Annotated in this window: 14 protein-coding genes; 4 read left to right on the top strand and 10 right to left on the bottom strand. The window is 36.3% G+C overall.

Annotated elements, in window-relative coordinates; all coding sequences use genetic code 11:
* Window positions 1-7: 7 nt before the first annotated feature.
* The 4 genes from C1726_RS10755 to C1726_RS10740 form a co-directional block, all read right to left on the bottom strand.
* Window positions 8-1141 (bottom strand): response regulator, encoded by a 1134-nt coding sequence (locus C1726_RS10755; protein WP_102273137.1) that lies wholly within the window; start codon window positions 1139-1141, stop codon window positions 8-10.
* Between the two features lie 173 nt (window positions 1142-1314).
* On the bottom strand, window positions 1315-2124 hold the full coding sequence (locus C1726_RS26875) for a methyl-accepting chemotaxis protein (protein WP_235822764.1): 810 nt from the start codon (window positions 2122-2124) through the stop codon (window positions 1315-1317).
* A gap of 335 nt (window positions 2125-2459) precedes the next feature.
* On the bottom strand, window positions 2460-3197 hold the full coding sequence (locus C1726_RS10745) for a rhodanese-like domain-containing protein (RefSeq protein ID WP_102273136.1): 738 nt from the start codon (window positions 3195-3197) through the stop codon (window positions 2460-2462).
* A 231-nt stretch (window positions 3198-3428) separates the two neighbouring features.
* Window positions 3429-4151, bottom strand: a complete 723-nt coding sequence (locus C1726_RS10740; protein WP_102273273.1) for a 3-ketoacyl-ACP reductase — start codon at window positions 4149-4151, stop codon at window positions 3429-3431.
* A gap of 355 nt (window positions 4152-4506) precedes the next feature.
* Between C1726_RS10740 and C1726_RS10735 the strand changes: the two genes are divergently transcribed.
* Together C1726_RS10735 and C1726_RS10730 are read left to right on the top strand one after the other, a co-directional pair.
* Window positions 4507-5031 (top strand): RNA polymerase sigma factor, encoded by a 525-nt coding sequence (locus tag C1726_RS10735; RefSeq protein WP_102273135.1) that lies wholly within the window; start codon window positions 4507-4509, stop codon window positions 5029-5031.
* Window positions 5003-5971 carry a hypothetical protein gene (locus C1726_RS10730; protein ID WP_142385077.1) on the top strand — a complete coding sequence of 323 codons (969 nt, stop codon included), beginning with the start codon at window positions 5003-5005 and terminating at the stop codon, window positions 5969-5971. Before C1726_RS10735 ends, C1726_RS10730 begins: the two co-directional genes overlap by 29 nt.
* Window positions 5972-6262: 291 nt before the next feature.
* On the opposite strand, the gene C1726_RS10725 is transcribed toward C1726_RS10730, so the two are convergent.
* Both C1726_RS10725 and C1726_RS10720 read right to left on the bottom strand, forming a co-directional pair.
* A complete protein-coding gene (locus C1726_RS10725) occupies window positions 6263-7006 on the bottom strand; it encodes an SDR family NAD(P)-dependent oxidoreductase (RefSeq protein WP_102273133.1) in 744 nt (247 codons plus the stop codon).
* 39 nt (window positions 7007-7045) lie between these two features.
* Window positions 7046-7801: an SDR family NAD(P)-dependent oxidoreductase gene (locus C1726_RS10720; protein WP_102273132.1), complete on the bottom strand. Its 756-nt coding sequence runs from the start codon at window positions 7799-7801 to the stop codon at window positions 7046-7048.
* Between the two features lie 223 nt (window positions 7802-8024).
* Between C1726_RS10720 and C1726_RS10715 the strand changes: the two genes are divergently transcribed.
* Complete coding sequence (locus tag C1726_RS10715; RefSeq protein ID WP_102273131.1) at window positions 8025-9167, top strand: LuxR C-terminal-related transcriptional regulator; 1143 nt, start codon at window positions 8025-8027, stop codon at window positions 9165-9167.
* Between the two features lie 115 nt (window positions 9168-9282).
* Here C1726_RS10715 and C1726_RS10710 read toward each other — a convergent pair whose 3' ends face one another.
* Window positions 9283-9999 carry an alpha/beta fold hydrolase gene (locus C1726_RS10710; RefSeq protein ID WP_102273130.1) on the bottom strand — a complete coding sequence of 239 codons (717 nt, stop codon included), beginning with the start codon at window positions 9997-9999 and terminating at the stop codon, window positions 9283-9285.
* A 243-nt stretch (window positions 10000-10242) separates the two neighbouring features.
* On the opposite strand from C1726_RS10710, the gene C1726_RS10705 reads away from it, so the two are divergent.
* A complete protein-coding gene (locus tag C1726_RS10705; protein ID WP_102273129.1) occupies window positions 10243-10986 on the top strand; it encodes a type II toxin-antitoxin system Phd/YefM family antitoxin in 744 nt (247 codons plus the stop codon).
* A gap of 142 nt (window positions 10987-11128) precedes the next feature.
* Here the strand turns inward: C1726_RS10705 and C1726_RS10700 are convergent, their stop codons facing one another.
* Genes C1726_RS10700 through C1726_RS10690 form a run of 3 tightly spaced genes read right to left on the bottom strand, consistent with a single transcriptional unit; the run spans window position 11129 to window position 15762 of the window.
* Entirely contained in the window at window positions 11129-13855 is a 2727-nt protein-coding gene (locus C1726_RS10700; RefSeq protein ID WP_102273128.1) for a GAP1-N2 domain-containing protein, read from the bottom strand.
* Between the two features lie 3 nt (window positions 13856-13858).
* Window positions 13859-15115, bottom strand: coding sequence for a TRAFAC clade GTPase domain-containing protein (locus C1726_RS10695; RefSeq protein ID WP_102273127.1), 1257 nt, complete (start codon window positions 15113-15115; stop codon window positions 13859-13861).
* Between the two features lie 11 nt (window positions 15116-15126).
* Window positions 15127-15762, bottom strand: a complete 636-nt coding sequence (locus tag C1726_RS10690; protein ID WP_102273126.1) for a beta-mannanase — start codon at window positions 15760-15762, stop codon at window positions 15127-15129.
* Window positions 15763-15772 lie beyond the last annotated feature (10 nt).

The raw sequence follows: 15772 nt of genomic DNA, 5'->3' as shown, positions 1-15772 counted from the left end.
TTTAGGTTCATTCCTTATTTTTATTCTTCCAATTCATATACCATTCGATGATTGCTGGACTCGGCTCTACATTTAATTCTTCCATTAATACAGTTTTTAAACGGCGATATTGATAATGAACGGATGCATGGTTATTCGTAATATCAGCATAGAGCTTCATGAGTAAAAAATAGGCTTCCTCCACTAATGGATACCGATTACATATATCCAAGCCAAGTATGATTGCTTTTTCTAAATCATTGTTTGCATGATACCATGATAGCATTTTTAATGAAGTACCTACCCATAGGAGCTGAAGCCTTTGGCGTTCGCCTTCTGCCCATAAATAGTCATATCCTTCCAAATAGTCACCTTTAAACAAACTCATTTCTTGTTCAAAAACTTCTATTGATTTATGAGTAATGTTTAGACCTGACTGAATAAAATCATCAAACCTGTCAACATCTAATGTGACATTCTCTAATGTCATGACATAGCCTTCTGTGGTATTTCTGATTAAAAAATGGTTTCCGATTGATTCAAGTGTTTTTCGCACATGATAGATAGACGTATATAACTGAGCATAAGCCTTTTTGGGCTCATATTCCCTCCATAGTAATTCGATTAACTCTGACTTACTTACAATTTTTCCACGGTAATGAACCAAATAGAGAAACAGCTGCTGTACCTTCGTCGTTCGCCATTGCAGTGGAATAGGCTGTTGTCCTTGAAAAATAGAAACCTGCTGAAGCAAGTTCATTTCCAGTGTAGTCCGCTCCTGTACGGAAGTAACAAATTTGACTTCCATTCTATGTTTAATTCGATTAATCGTTTTCAATATGCGTTCTCTCAGCACAGGCTTTAAAATATAATCAAGAGCATTCAGTTCAAATGCTTGAATGGCAAAATTATCATATGCTGTCACAAAAACGATATGTAAATTAGGCTGTCTTTCCAAAAGTTTTTCGGCTAACTCGATTCCGTTAATTTCAGGTATATGAATGTCTAGAAATACAAGATCTACATCATTCTTTTCGATTGCTTCTTTTCCACGTATTGGATCTGTAAACTTACCGATTATTTCCACACCATCAATAGTTAGCAGCTGGTGTTCTAGATAATTTAATGCTAAAGATTCATCATCTATTAATACAGCTTTCATGTTTCTACCTACCCTTTGGAATACAATGTTTCATAACGATTGTACGAGCAATTCTAGCTTTCTATGTCTCTGAAATGTTCTATGTCTATCATAACATTTATTTATTCATAGCCCTATATAGAATTGCTCTGGGTATTCGATCTAGTTTTAAAAGTGAGCGGAATTTCAGCCGATTAATTAACGGCTAAACCTTCAAACTTTTTCACTGTTCTGCTGAAATCTGATTGAGAATCTGTGACTGTTTTTTGTAAGCGATCAGTTATTTCATTAACATGTCCTACTTCTTTTGTTATGTTTTCAACTTTAATATTTATCCTTTTAATTGCCTCATCAACACTTCCTGCTAACCTTCTTACTTCATCCGCAACCACTTTAAATCCTCTGCCATGCTCTCCTGCCCGTGCTGCCTCAATGGCCGCATTTAAAGCAAGCATATTCGTTTGTGCTGAAATATTATGAATCAAATTAGTCACCTCACGAATAGACTCGGTCTGATCCTTTAAATCTTCTAAAACCTGAATATTTTCTTGTATATTTCCTATGACTTTATTGACCAAATCAACAGGGATGTTCTTTAATTCAGTCATCAAGTTTATCGTTTCATTTTCACGTTGTGTAATATTTGTGGCTATTTTTAAAACTGCATTTACCTCTCCTGCATCAGAGATGATTGGAATATAAGTAGCTTCAAGGACAATGACATCTCCCCTTTTACCTACTCTTTCGATTTTATCTTGAAACTTTTTCCCTTTACGAAGATTGTTCCATAAGTCTGTGTATTCCTTACTGTTTCTATATTCTGGTGAACAAAATTGTCTATGTTTCATATTGATCATTTCATTTACTTGATAGCCTAATGCTTGAGCAAAGTTTTCATTTACCCAAATGACTTTCCCAGCAGAATTAAATTCAATCATCGCTAGATTACATTCAAGTGCAGATAAAACAGCTTTTGAATCCAATACTTGTGTCATTTTATTCATTAATATCACTTTTATAACCCTCTTTTTCATATTGCGTGTTTTGTACAAACAGAATAATCTTGATCCTTTCATCAAACTCTTCGCCTTTAATAATTTTTTATTAAAGTCTTAAAAGAGTAGTCCTGCTTTTTAAGCCAAAGAGTAATCAAAAATAGTCTTAAAGATCAGTAATAACAATGTTATTACTGTGAGTATTTTGAATTAATTATTATGGCATACCAAACTATACATTTTCTCTACATAGTCATTTCCGGCTGCTTTATAAGTAACAAAAAACCTCTGTTCATAAAAAAAACCGCTTGCCATAGTTCAAATCCTGTGACAAGCGGGTTTTCCTATTTTGTTAACAGAAATGAGTATTCCTTTACACCTTCAATAGAATTAACAACATTTTCATATCCTAATTCTTCTAATTGCATGGCAACATCCGCACTTCTTGTGCCCGTATTGCAATACAAAGCAATCGTTTTTTCTTTCGGAAGCTTATCAAGGTTTTTATCTACAGTGTCGGATGGAACATTTATTGCCCCTTCAATCATACCTTCTTCTTCAACTTGCTTTTCTGGTCTAACATCTACTAGAATAATGTCTTTATCTCCATTAACCATTTCTTGGAACGCTGCTCCTCTAATATCTTTATAATACACCAAATCATACTCGTATTCTTTAACCCCTTGTGCATTTATAATATTAGTAAACCCGTTGTTTGCTAGAGTTTCTGCAGCCATTCCACTCCTATTGCCTGTGTTGCAATATAAAATGATCGGTTTATTCTTATAGTCCATGATCTCCTCAAGCCGTTCCTCTATTTCATCTAAAGAGATATGAATGGCATTTGGAATATGGCCGGCTTCATATTCTTCTGCAGAACGCACATCAATAATAAGGACATGATCCTTTTCATTTGCTGAATTTTTCTCTTCAAGCTCTCTTCCTGTCATTAGATGTATTTCAGCTGCTCCTGACTCTGTGCTTTCCTGTATTTCTTCGCCCTTAGAACAACCTGCAGCCAGCATGATTAATATAGCTAGAACAAACACCATTGACTTAATTGGCAGCTTACAAATTTCCACCTTTTTCCCTCCCTGGAATGAAATTGTCCTTCCCCCATGTAGAAGCTAACATAGCCTTGTATCCTTTTCAATATAAATTAAAAAAATGAATCCCTTATAGATGCAGTGTAAAGCGGGACATGGGGACAGGTCCTTTGTCCCAATAAAAATATAAATCCGAGTTTCATCAAAGAAACTCGGATTTATATTTTTATATTTATCTTTCAAAATCTAATCATTATGTTTCTTCAATTAAAAAGGATTCGTTCCAATAAGTGTTGCCGTTTTCACATAAATGCGCGGATGCAATTTTAATTGTGATACAACAAATTCCGCAATGTCTTCTGGCTGCATATATTTTTCTTCGTTTCCGTTGATTAAATTGCTTTGGACAGCAAGTTCAGTAGCAACTGTGCTTGGAGCCAATGCTGTTACACGAATATTGTTTCTGCGAACTTCTTGTGCCAAAGATTCAGTTAAACCAATCAGCCCAAATTTGGATGCACTATAGGCACTTGATGTAGCTGCGCCATTTAACCCATTCGTAGAAGAAATATTAATAATGTCCCCGCCATTCTTTTCAATTAATTGCGGAAGAACCGCACGTGTGACATAATACGGACCCATTAAATTAACATCAATCGTTCTCTTCCACTCTTCTGGATCCATGTCTAATAGAGACGCAAATTGCCCTGTTCCTGCATTATTTACAAGGATATCAGCTGTACCAAGCTTGCTTGTCAATTGTTTAACTGCTTCTTCAACCTGATCCATTGATGAAACATCGACAGCTGCATATGCCGCTTTTACACCTAATCCCTCAAATTCAGCTGCTGCTTCTTTTAAAGCATCTTCAGTCCTTGCAAGCAAACCAACATTTACTCCTTCTTTCGCTAACGCAGTCGCTATTGCTCGGCCGATCCCTCTTCCTGCACCTGTTACAATTGCTACTTTTCCTTTTAATGATTGCGACAATATAAACGTCCCCTTTCCATTTCTATCTTGCTCTTCTATTTCATTATCCATTATAGAAGAAGATTTATATATTTTATTCCTTCCTATATATGTAATCAAGTAAGTTGCTTTTGGGACAAGTAAATTAGACCTCTTTGCAAAATTCCAAAGGAGAATGTGAGCTGCTGTACTGTAATTAACGGTCCAGTTAATTTAACAAGAAATTATCCCAAACAATATCTCAAAAAGGTATGATTGGATTAAACTAAAGTAATCAGCTGCCATTTTTGGCAATTTTTTATTACCTGAAAATTTTTAACACTTAGACTGTAAGATGGACTTTAAAATTCCGTCCTATTATAAAGGGGGGAAAGCGATGGATGCCGGCCGGCAAGTGGAACAATGGTTTCATGAATACGAAATAGATATTACCAATTATTTGGTGTATTACACAGGATCCAAAGATGTGGAGGATCTTGTACAGGAAACATTTTTAAAGGCTTTTCAATCCTTCGGGCGCTTTAAGTTTGAGTCTAACCCAAAGACATGGCTAATCAGTATTGCTCGTAATACAGCGATAGATTTTTATAGAAAAAGAAGTATTTTGCATAATCTTAAGGAAAAGCTTTTACGGCAAACTTCTGATAAAGAATTATCTATCACAGAAGAAATTGTTATCCAAAAGGATGAATCCGCCCGATTATTAGAGGCTATCCATGCATTGAAAAATAATTATCGTGATGTAGTCCTTCTTAGAGGAATTGCTGATTTGTCTGCTGAGGAGACGGCACAAGTATTAGGATGGACGGATAATAAAGTAAATGTCACTTTTCATCGTGCAGTAAAAAAACTAAATTCGCTTTTAAAGGAGGATGAACAAGTTGACCCATCTTTCAGATAAAGAGCTTCTAAAGAAGATGAAGGAACTCCCTGCGTTTGAACTGAATAGGGAGCAAAAGACTAGAATTATTAAGAGTATTCGGGAGCATAAGACGCCTAGAAAAAGATTGGGCTTTTCTTTTCAGCGGGCTGGTGTGTTGGGGGCTCTATTTGCGGTATTAATTATTGTTCCTATTTTATTTTTAGAGACTATGGATTTGCCTGAAACGAATTCCTCCGCAGGTGTTGAAAGAGCAGAGAGTGGTGAATATTTTGCTCTATTTAACGAAGCAGGAAAGCCAATTTATCTAGATTCAAACTATGGGATACCTGAAAAAGTGAGTTTATTACGTCCTGTTGAATGGGTTGCAGAAGATTATAGAGGCGTAGCAAAAATAATGGTTTATCTTTGGGGCAATCCAGATGACCTTGTTAATAAGGATATGAAAATAGAGGGTGTGCATGTTGACAGCGGCTATACTCAGGAAATAGCTTCTTTCACATTAAGTAATGGCATGTATGGCTCTGATGCCCACGCCTTAACAAGTTTTAAGCCTTTTGAAAAGCATGGGTATTGGAACCTGAAGTTCATATTTGGAGAAGGAACATTTGAAGAGTTCTCAGTCTATGTGAAGGAACCTTATGTGGAGATTGGTAAGGCCACACTACTGATTTCTAAGGAGGATTTAGTGGCAGGAACTTTTGAGGATGTGAATCTTGATGTTGAAGGAGAAGATCTGCCTGAGCAAGTAAAGCTTAGACTGTATAGTCTAGAAGATGGTACTACAGAAGTATTCACATTTTCTGATAGGATGGATTTTATAAAAGCTTCAACTGGAAAAAAAGGAAGCAGTTTTACAGGCGACATAGTTTTAAAGAAAAGCGGTAAATATTGGATAACCGTTCTAAATCAATCAGTGCTAGTTGAGGTGAGGAAATCTCAGCCTCCTGCAAATGAATAAATTACAGGCATGTCATTAAATGAAATGAAGAATATTTTACAATTGCCTATAAAAGAAAAACTTAGTTCTGTTCCCGAATTAAAAAGAACTCTATTAAATTATAAAGAAAAAGTTATATCTCAAATACATGAGCTTCAATGAATTGCGGACTTTATTGATGCTAAGCTGGAAAAAGACGAGACTCTATTTAGGCCACAATAAAAGGTTTTAAAATCTCCTTTTACACCTCGCCAAAAAGCCTATTCTCACATTGAGAATAGGCTTCTACTTCATTCTTTTTCCGTCAAAATGTTATTGTACTGTATATCCACCGTCTACTAGCAAGCTTGCTCCAGTTACAAATGAGGCATCATCACTTGCTAAGAACAATACTGCTTTTGCAATTTCTTCTGGTCTGCCAAGTCTGCCAATTGGGTGCAGAGAAGCAAGATATTCCTTCACTTTTGGATCAACCCCACCGATTAACGGTGTATCAATATAGCCTGGACAAACAGCATTCACACGAATTCCATGCTTTGAATAGGCAGCGCTCAAATTCTGAGTTAATAGCTTAACTCCGCCCTTTGCAGCTGAGTAGGCCGTTACATTTGGTAAACTCACATGACTATGAATAGAGCCAGCATTAACAATTGCCCCGCCTGTCCCTTGTTTAAGCATTTGTTCAATCGCATATTTATCAGAAAGAAATACACCTGACAGATTAATATCAATCGTTCTCTTCCATTGCTCATAAGATAGCTCATGTGCGATTGCATCATTAGCAATCCCCGCATTCGCATACATAATATCAAGCTTTCCGTATTTATCGACAGCTGCAAAAATCATATGTTTTACTTCGTCTTCCTTTGTTACATCTGTTTTGACAAACAATGTATCATACCCGTTTGCATTCAGTTCCTTAGAAAGCTCTTGTCCGCGATCAGAATAATCGGCAATGACTACTTTTGCACCTTCTTCAGCAAATAAACGAACGGTTGCCTCACCAATTCCACTTGCTCCGCCTGTAATAATCGCCACTTTATTTTCTAGTCTCATCATATGTCACTCCAATTTAATATTCTTAAGATTTTCCAATTATCTTGCTGTTGCTCCACCATCAATGACAAATTCTGCCCCTGTTGAAAAGGCGGACTCATCTGAAGCAAGGAATAGAACCATATTAGCTACATCCTTCACAGCCCCTAGACGTCCCAAAGGGAATAAATCTTTCCCTAGTTGATCTTTTGAGTTACCTGTTACTTGGGAAGCATAGTCTGCCATACCAGTATCAATATACCCTGGATGAATCGAATTTACTCTAACTCCAGCTGCAGCATACTCCATAGCCGCATCCTTCGTCATCATTCGGACAGCTCCTTTACTTGCCCCATATAACACATGGCCAGGAGCTCCTGTTAAACCGGCAATAGATGACGCATTAATAACAGATCCTTTTTTGTTTATTGCTATTAATGGCATAATATGTTTCATCCCTAAGAATACGCCTGTTACATTAATAGACATGAGACGATTCCATTCCTCTAATTCAATTTCAGCAAGCGGTTTAATCATATAAATCCCTGCATTATTGAACAGGACATCCACTTTCCCAAAACGCTTAATGGTTTCTTCAGCAACTAGTTTCCAATCCTCTTCCTTACTTACATCATGACGGATAAATAGAGCTTCTCCTCCATTTTCCTTTATTTCATTTACTGCTAGTTGTCCAGATTCTTGGTTTATATCAGTGATAACAATTTTGGCTCCTTCTTTTGCGAATAACAATGCGGTTTCTTTGCCAATCCCTGTTCCACCGCCAGTAATAATGGCTACTCTATTATCAAGTCTCATTGGAATCACCTTTCCTTTTCTTCATTTTTATTAAATCCACTGTTAATCACTTCATTCTCTTTAATAAGTAGACTTAAATGATCTATTTATGAAAGAGTCACTATTGTTATAATTCAATTTTACTACTGCCGCTTTGAATTACTATCCTCCATATTGCTGTATAATACATAGAAGATTATCCTTCATCTATAGGGTTAAATTGTTTTAAGGAGAATGAATTGGTATGAAGCAGCAATCCCATGACTATGAAGAAATAGATTTTGAGCAATTCATCATCTTTATTAAAAGTCATAGCAAGCAAATTAGAGAAAATATTACGATATACAAAAACCTAGAGCCTAATATTATTGAAGAAGATCGAATACTAATTGGTACACTGCTAGACTCTTTTATACACTTTTTGTCTCATTCAGATATTGAAGATATCAGCAATGATTATGAGGATCATTTAGATACTTGGCTGCAATCACAAATAACTATTTTGAATACAAGAATTTTCAATTATTTTTTCTTTATTTTTGAAAAATCAGTCCTTACTTTAATGGCGAATGTAAAACAGCATAACCGCAATATTCCCATTCTAATGTTTCTTTCATCCGTTTTTTCCCATCTGTTTCACAGCTATAGCAAACGCAGTGATACTGAAACGGAACATACATTTTCTAAAAAGGCAGAGGACAACGAGGAACTAAGAAGACTATATTTACTAGATCAATTGAACGAGATTCTAATCAGTACCTCAGGCAGTAGTAATCTTGCACATATTCTAAAAAAATGTGAGGATATCTTTCACTATAAAAGATGTGTATTTTACGCCTACATTCCTTGGTCCAATCAATTTTACGGGGTCATTGGATCTGAACTAACAAAGGTTCAAAGCATGAGAGGACAGCTTAATAAGCAGAATACTTTTTTTAATATGAAGGGGCCAATATTTCTTAAAAATCCTCATAATTATGTAAGGGAGGAACATATCAAGCTGTTCAATCTCTCTTCAGTTATTTTTGTTCCTATATTTAATCAGCAGCAATTATTAGGCTGGTTAACATTTGATCAGTTAGGGGAAGAATTTGATTGTTCGAAGGAAGAGTTAATCTTACTCGAACAGGCCGGAAAACGGATTGGACTATACCTTTCAAGAAACCATGATGAAAGAAGCAGAATAGCAGAGATTCAATTGACTGAACGAGAAACAATGATCCTAGACTTGCTTGCCGATGGGCATGACAACAAAAAAATGGGAGAATTATTGCATTTAAGTGAACACACCGTCAGAGACTATATTAGCAGCCTGATGACGAAGCTACATGCCAAAAATCGCACTCAAGTCGTTGCCTCCGCTTTCCGTCTCGGTCTAATCGAATAAAACATCCGTTTTCCCAGATGGCTCGTAGACACTATCCTCTTGAAGGTGAAAAAGGAACATAATAAGCCAGACCCTGTTGGGTCTGGCTTATTATGTTCCTATCCCGACTTCCACCTTATATTTCATGAAGAAGAATTTCAGCCAATTCCTCATGTTTTGAATAAAAAGGAGAGTGATCTGTATTCAATGTGAACACCTTTTTACATGGTAAAGCATGATACATATTCTGCTGGCACTCTTTTGTGATAGCTCTGTCTTGGAGACATTCAATATAATAACGAGGAATTTTTCCATATCTATCGTTTGTTAGGGATAACCTCTCCGAAAAAACGGCTAATGGCTGTGATGTTATACGAGTCGTTGCATTTTCAATATCTTTCTGATCACAGCTTCCGTAGAAAATATCTATCAGTTTGTCAGATTTTAAATTAAAGGCAGTACCTTCATTGCAAGGAATTAAGTTAGGTGCAATCAAGGATTCCTTATCTGTTCTAATAATATCCAGCATCGTTTCCCCATCTTTAAGCATGTAAGCTGTAACATAAATAAGTGATTTGATTTTTTCTGGATGACGTTCTGCTGCTTGAGAAATTGCAATCCCTCCCATGCTGTGCCCAACAAGGATGACAGGTTCATCTGCTTTAGCAATCACACGTAAAACTGAATCCGTATATTTGCGTAAATTAACAGATGAATCGCCAGTTTTATCTAAATCTACTCCTGGTAAATCCACTGTCAAAACTACATGTCCCTGTTTCTCAAATAATGGTATGACCTTTTCCCAGCACCATGAGCCATGCCATGCACCATGTACGAATACGTATGTTGCCATTACCTTCACATCTTCCCTTATGTATAATTTATTTTTTCATCTTTCTCCATCAAATAATTATACGAAAATCAGTAAATGAATGAAAGTATTCCCGACAGCTGACCATTACGACTCAACAGCAGAAAAAAGTCTCTACTCATTGAAGCTCACAGTTTGATCCTTTCAGATTGACTCTCAGTCTGAACGTTCTTATAATCAGATTAACTAATATAGCTATTTTAGCTAATAACTGGAGGTGTCGAAATGATTATTAACTCAACAGAATTACAAAATAATTTTGGCAAGTATTTAATGCTTGCGGCACAAGAGGATATTGTTATTACACGGAACGGAACAGAAATCGCCAAGCTGACTTCTGTAAAAGATACATCGGCAGCAATTAGTCCTGTAATATCGGAGCAAGTGCACGAAAAGGAATCGGACTATTTCACTGATGGAAAAAAGGCTACTTTAGAGGAGTTTCTTCTATTGCATCAGGAAACTGAAGAAAGATATGAATATATTGATGGAGAAATCTATTTACTCTCTTCTCCGAGAACGGCTCATCAAATTGCTTTAACCGAGTTATTTGTCATATTCTATAATTTTTTTCAAGGGAAAAAGTGTACTCCAATGATTGCTCCCTACGATATAGAACTTAAAAGATCGGCAGAAAGCTTAAATATTGTACAGCCAGATCTTATGATTATTTGTGACCTTGAGGAAAAGTTAAATAAAAATGATTATTACAAAGGCGTCCCATCCCTCGTTGCCGAAGTTTTATCAAATGGTACCCGAAGGAAGGATATGATTAAAAAGCTTGATCTTTATATGTCTTGTGGGGTACAGGAATATTGGATCGTTAATCCAGATAACAAAGAAGTGACCGTCTATCTATTTGAAGACCAAAATATCAGCACCTATTCCACCTATAAAAATAATGAAGCAGCCCAATCCTTTATTTTTGAAGGGCTTCATGCAGGGATCCAAAGGATATTTAGAATGTAACATGACATTTTAAACGTTCTGCATATAATAAAAAAACCTGAAACAATTTGGAAGCATCCACCAAATTGTTTCAGACCTTTTATCGTACCTCTAATTGTTTTTTATTAATACCCGATCTTTTACAATAGCTCACTGATTACAATCATATGTCTGATGATTCATTCTGTTCGTTTGCCTCACCAATTGCCTTCACTGCTATTGGACTGATAGCAGCTAGATTGTTATCCGAAATCTTCACATTCACAATTTCTGCATTGGGTTCTACTACTATATCTGCTTCTGATATATTTTTGACTTCTATTTTCTCTTCCTTATAATAAATTTCCAAGTGCTCTAGAATTGAGAGTTTCGTCATGTCTATTTCATTTGAAACCACTATAATTATTTCATCTGAATTAGAAATCTCTCCATCATTATTAACATCCTTGTATGTTATCCCGGTTGCTTGAAGTGTCATCGTTTTGGCTATTCGTTCTGCCTCCGCACGCTCTGCTTTTGCCTTTTCTTCTGCTATTCTTTTCCTCTCTGCTTCTTCCTTTTTCTGTTGGGCGGCAAGTGCCTCTGCTGCCTTTTCTTCCTGTATTTGCTTATAAATAAGCCCGCTTGCTCCTCCAAGAATGACTAAGCTCATGATAACGATCAAACTCGATACCACCGTTTTTTTATTCTTGTATACAAATTTGCCTAAAGCGCTAAGCTGCTGTAATTTGACTTCCTCCATTGTCTTTTTGATCATTGGATGAATAGCTTCCCATCTTTTTTCAATCCTTTTATCACCAAAAATCACTTTTGCATGCGTGCTCATATAACGCTGAACGGAATTTTTAAAAGCAGGATCATTTACCTGCGATGTTCCCCGCATTCTGATAAAACGCTGCAAAAAACCTCTCATTTCTTCCAAGCCGCCATTTGAATCAACAAATGAAAACATTTCATCATAGCGATAGAAAGTATCCTTTCCATGCCCTTTGTTATAAAAGCATAAAGCAATCCTGTCCGTCTTCTCTTCTAAATGGCTCGTTGGCATTAACTTGATAACGATTGCTTGCAGTTTGCCGAAATGAGAGTAGTTAAAATATCGTTCTGGATTAGAGAAATACCTTTTCTCCATAATGTCATGAACTAGATGGATAAGTTCGACCTTTTGCTTAATCTCAGCAGTCATGCATTCCTTTGGAATATGATTGGCTATGACAGCAGCTTGATCGAATTCCTCTGGACTTAGCAACTCTATCTTTAAGCCGCGCATCACTTCTATTGACAGTTCCGTCATCATATTCTTTTTAAACCATTGAATGCTATCTGCGAGACTTCTGGTTCCATTTAAATTTTTCTGCACCTCATAAAAGGCTCTTAATCGGTTTCTTTCCTGTTGAAAAACTATGATAAGCCTTTCTTTAGTCAGCCCATTAATCACTTGGTTATCAAATACCTCTGGATACTGATCCAGCCAAAATTTAATTTCTCCTATTACCTCTTTTAATGTTGTCATTCGATTCAAGCTCATTTTCACATAAGCTTCTAGAATAACTGGCACTAATTTTGGGTTTTTCAAAATAGCAGCATTCACATTTTTAAACAGCAGCGGGTTTCCTTTTAGGTGTTTATAAACATGGTTTAAATAATTTGAATCATTTGCTCCATGGTATAATGCCCTAATTAAATATTTGTAAATTTCTCCGAGATCTTGTTGAGCAAATAAGGAGGCTAGCTGTAAAATCTCAACGATTGTTTCATCTTCAGGCAATTCACTCTTTGAGATTTTTGCTGCATCATCTTTTACTAGTTTCACTAAAACATGGTACAACTCTGTTTTTTGCGTGATATTATCACTCGTTAAAAATGAACGAAAACTTTTATATAGGGATGACTGTTTATTGTTTGAATGGCTATAGGTTCCTTCTTTAATAGCATATAAGGCGATTAAATCATTATAAGACTGGAGTGAAGGGCTTTTTTGATCACATAGAGCTGTTTTCGCAAACGTATAAAAATCTGCTAGCTTTGAAGGTGCATGCTGTAAATTTCTATATACAAACTCAATAAAAGGCTGATGATTTAAATTTTCGTTTGCATTGATAAAATGATTAAAAGCAAAATCAAAAACGTAATCCTTGCTTATTAAACTGTCATTTGGACGGATGCTTCCCTTTTCAACAAACATGAGGTTAATATTCTTTTTACTTTGGGGTTCTGCAGCATAGGAAATAAACCCAAAATATCTCCTTAGTTCAAATGGAATACATTGGAATAAATAATAAGTTAAATCAAAAGCAGATTCACTTACAGCAGCGATATCGCCAGGTAAAGACACATATACTTTTTTCTTCGATGTTAATGAAGAAAGCAGTGCAAATACCAACTGCATAAATTGATCAGTCGGAATATTATTATCGTTCAAAACAGCCTTTAATGGCTTGATATTCCCTTTTATAAAAGGTAAATGATCTAACTCTTCCAGTTCGCTCCCGTTTGCAAGTTCATAGCCCGTACGGAAAGGGAGACTCCCAAAAACTGTATCAGCGGAATACAGATACTCCTTCGCTCTTTCTTTAGGGACAATCATATTATGAGAAAAAAAGGTTTCCCTCTCTCCTGTATAGTCCGATTCTTTATATACACTTTGTCCAAAAATCAATTCCCCTGTTTCAGTAACCATAATAAGCTTTGACTTTGGATACTTTCCTTCATCTCTTTCCCCGCTATTCGAAAGTTCCCTAGGAGGATAATAAGAACATAGAGGGTGGATCACCTTTTTAATAAAATTGTTATCCAGCCCTTTTGATTTAGCAATCGTATCGTATCCAGGAGTGGTCGTAAAAATTCCTGCCCTCTCCCTCGTGTACATTTGCTGCTGAATTTGTAACATCGCCTAGTATTCCTTTCCTTCAATATAGCCTAGCTGGTTCAATAGCCATATGACTGGTTCGTCGACACGAATCGGATTGACTACTCCCGCTATTTCCTTATTTACTGGATTCGTACCTAATGCTGATACAGCAAAAAAAGCGGTGTTTGTGAAGTAAACATCTAAAGCATCTTTAAATGGGCGATCAATTTTCTCAATAAGCCTTCTGACTTCCCCATTAATATTTTCGAATTCTATTAAATTTAACGCGCCTGTATGTACATAGTTATTAAACAAATTACTGTTCGGCTGAATATAGGCACCATCTTCTTCAGCCAGTGTGGTTAATAAATCACTCTTTGTAAGGATAACAGCCGTCGGAATAGAGGTTTTCCCTTTATCCTGATGACCAATAAAATTCTCAAACAAATTTAGAATGACATCTCGAGGTTCAGCATATCGCTCAGATAAGTCTCCACGATTATCTAAATGAATGAGCATCCGTTCCCGGATCGACTTGATTTGTAATGGGTCGACCAAAAATAAGATCCCTGCAGAATTCTTAATGTGGGATGCAAAAATAGATAGAAAATCCTGGTCAACCATCCCTTCACCTGGAACATCAAAAAAGACTAAAGTGAGCGGTGCTTGCTTTTCATTTTTAAAGATTAATTGAAAAATATAGGGCTCCTGCAGCTCTAATCTCGTAGATTGCAGCATTCTGCCATTTTCAAAAATAGGATTTTCATATTTTTCTTTGAATTTACGGCTGACATCTGCATTTAACGGCATACATGCTGCATTAAAATTATAGGCAGTCGTGTTTTGGAGTGTATGAATTAAAGAAGTCATATAGACAGATTTGCCTACTGAGGATGCTCCTACAATCGAGATAATATTGCTTGGCACCTTGCCGGCATTAATAGGCAGTTCGTTATGGCAGCTAGGACAAAGGCGCTTTCTCGTAACCATCCCATGTGAATCTGTAATGGCAACGAGTACGCCGTCGGCATACATTTTATCATCATCATGAATGTATTTTGGATGCAGCACCGCTTCCATCTCTGGTGCAGAGTCCATGCCGAATTTTGCCCGATATTTATTCAGCTCTTCATCTTCCTGAAGTGCGTAATTTTCATCATCTTCCAAATGATGCGATGCCCGGAATACTACATCTTCCGGCAGAAACTTTTCAAAGCAATAAGGACAGACGATATCATAAAAAGGCGGCTTTACTTTAACTTCTTCTTTCTTAAACAAATTCTTAAACATGCTGATCATCATACATCCTCCTATTCTGGAATGAGTTCATATAAATCACCATACTGTTTTCCATTAGTAAAAAAGAGACGAATATAGTCATCCTTATTAACTTGAATTTCCGGCAGAGAGGTTTGACCTGGCTGAAAGTCATTTACAAAATGATAAATGGACCCATCGAATGTGCTTGCAGGATGACTATCCTTTTTTTTGACATAGCATAAGGTTTCTTTTGGTATGAATAGTTCAGATGTAATAGTGATTTTCACCGTCTTTTTTGGGCTAAACCATCCCTTTTTATACTTTATCGAATAATAAATCTTCGCTTTTTGTGCTTTAATGGTTATTTCATTGTGCTGATTATCCTGATTCAGAATAACTATGTTACCATCTTCATACATGGCCGGGTAGATTTTATAAACAATTTTCCCTATTGAGTCAACAGTATCCATATAACCAGCATTTGATTTATATTCTTCTCTGGTATAGAGCTTCATAGGAATAGAGCTTTCCTCACCAAAGGAAAGCCCTTCCTCTTCCGTCGATTTACAAATATAAACAAATTCTATATTCTTTGGCCATTGCCAAGATAGGATGACAGCATGATCTTGCATCCTTACCTTTGGATCTCTAATCCAGAGATTGGACTCTGCATAACTCCAATTCATGATGAAAACT

Source organism: Cytobacillus massiliigabonensis (assembly GCF_900199725.1).
GTDB classification, from domain to species: Bacteria; Bacillota; Bacilli; order Bacillales; family Cytobacillaceae; genus Cytobacillus; species Cytobacillus massiliigabonensis.
Note: the sequence above shows the minus strand (reverse complement) of the source record. Positions and strands in the feature narration are given on the sequence as shown.